This is a genomic window from Ruminobacter amylophilus, assembly GCF_900115655.1.
GTDB classification, from domain to species: Bacteria; Pseudomonadota; Gammaproteobacteria; order Enterobacterales; family Succinivibrionaceae; genus Ruminobacter; species Ruminobacter amylophilus.
In genome coordinates, this window is sequence record NZ_FOXF01000099.1 from 1 (window position 1) to 1,704 (window position 1,704).

Below are 1,704 nucleotides of genomic sequence, written 5' to 3' on the forward strand. Positions count from 1 at the left end.
TGGTGGTCTCTGCCGTAGTTCTCGCCCTGGCTGATGTACCAGATGTCTTCGAGCTCATCCATGGTCTGCGGCTTTTTCTTGTTGAGTTCCTTAAGGAATCTTGGATCAACCGTTCTGCAGTATCTTGCCATGCGGTGCTGGTCAAGCTTAAGGGCTTCGGCTAAAAGGCTCTCGTGGCTTGCCATGATGTTGGCAAGGTTGCGCAGGGTCTGCGGTGTGTGATCTCCCTGTCCGAGGTGAATATGGATTCCACATCCCCGGGTGGCGTCACTCTTTGCTCCGGCCTTGCGCAGTCTTCTGCAAAGCTCCTGCAGGCTTTCGATATCGCTGTAGTTCAGGATCGGGGTAACCATTTCACACTTGTGGGCGTCGTCGCCGGCGATGCTTACGTCCTTCTGGAACTTCCATTCGCGTCCCTGTGCGTCCCATGCGCTGACCGTGCAGTAACCGTTGCGGTAGGCGGTATCTTCAACCCTGTGGGTTCCGAAAAACTCTGCGGCAATTCTTGCGGCATCCTTGCGGGTAATGCAGTTCATCTCAACTTCAACTCCGATTGTCTGGTTCTTAAGGTTTTCAATCTGCTTTAAGGTTTTTTCTTTCATTTTTGTGCCTTCTTTTTGGTTAATGTTTGTTCGTTTTGTTGTGTGTATATTCACTCTGAAGGCACACTATAGCAACTTAATAATCGATTATATTTCGATATTTATTTTGTATATAAATCATTGATTTACTTGCTATTTTTGACGATTCTACATACGTCTTCCCCGAAAGCTAAACCCAGACTTGAGCCGTTTTGCCAGCGCACATGAATCGTTGCAATATCGTCGACATGCATAACGGTTCCGAGAGTTCCCGGAGGAGGTGCATGCTCGTCATTCATGTGTACCACTTCAACCACGGTGCCCTTGGGAAATTCCCTGCGGAGGCGCTCAACAATTTCTCTACTCGGAAACTTCATCGTGAACCTCCTTTGGCTCTTCCTTCACCGTCTTGAAGGCTGAACTGCCGTCAAGGTTGGAAAGCAGAATTTTGCGGCTCTGTTTGAACTCCTCGCCGATAAAACCGAGACGGAGCAGAAAACATCTGAAAGCGTACTTCTCGTTGTTTATTTCCCTGACCTTTGCCGTGACTCGTTTCTGCTCGGTGCTCATTTTGCAGATGGCGGCAATGAACTGGGTGTAGGCTAAGGCATAGTCAGGAGCCGGATCAATGAACCACGGGAAGGAAACTCTGTCCTCTTGAATTTCAAAGGCAAGGTTGTCAATCCCGAGTGCCTTGCGGATGAGTGCTCCCTTGGCATCAAGGAGCTTCTGCAGGTTTTCTGTGTTTACCTTGTCGGCAGGCATCTCAATGGTGAGGATATTCGGCTCAGGAACTTTAAGTTCCTTTCCTTCAGACTTATCGGCGGTTCCTTCAAAGCCTGCCTCGGCAAGTTCGTTTAAAAGCTCCCCGGCATCAATCTTGTCATCGTAAACCAGAGCTCCTTCAGCGGTTACCGTGAAGTCTCCAATCACAAAATTGGTGGTCGGCATGCCCTGGTATTCAGCCTTGATTCCGGTAATCCTTGAGATAGCCTTGACCAGTTCCTTGCGCTCTGCGCCTTTGAGGTTAAAATCGATCTTCATCGTTATGTCTCCATGTTTGTGTTCGTTTTCGTTAGGGACATATTTGCTCTGTCAAAACACTATATCAAGTCAATTTGTG

3 protein-coding genes are annotated in these 1,704 nt (G+C 48.4%); all 3 read right to left on the reverse strand.

The annotated features are described in order from the left end of the window. On the reverse strand, positions 1 to 602 hold a 602-nt coding region (locus tag BMY80_RS11895; RefSeq protein WP_177178601.1), incomplete at its 3' end, for an amidoligase family protein. Between the two features lie 125 nt (positions 603 to 727). After that, positions 728 to 958, reverse strand: coding sequence for a DUF4314 domain-containing protein (locus BMY80_RS11900; protein WP_093143954.1), 231 nt, complete (start codon positions 956 to 958; stop codon positions 728 to 730). Then, entirely contained in the window at positions 942 to 1,625 is a 684-nt protein-coding gene (locus tag BMY80_RS11905; RefSeq protein ID WP_093143956.1) for a virulence protein, read from the reverse strand. Before BMY80_RS11905 ends, BMY80_RS11900 begins: the two co-directional genes overlap by 17 nt. Positions 1,626 to 1,704 lie beyond the last annotated feature (79 nt).

Coding starts and splice junctions, on each gene's coding strand:
- BMY80_RS11900 (WP_093143954.1), bottom strand. CDS start 958: ATGAAGTTTCCGAGTAGAGAAATTGTTGAGCGCCTCCGCAGGGAATTT.
- BMY80_RS11905 (WP_093143956.1), bottom strand. CDS start 1,625: ATGAAGATCGATTTTAACCTCAAAGGCGCAGAGCGCAAGGAACTGGTC.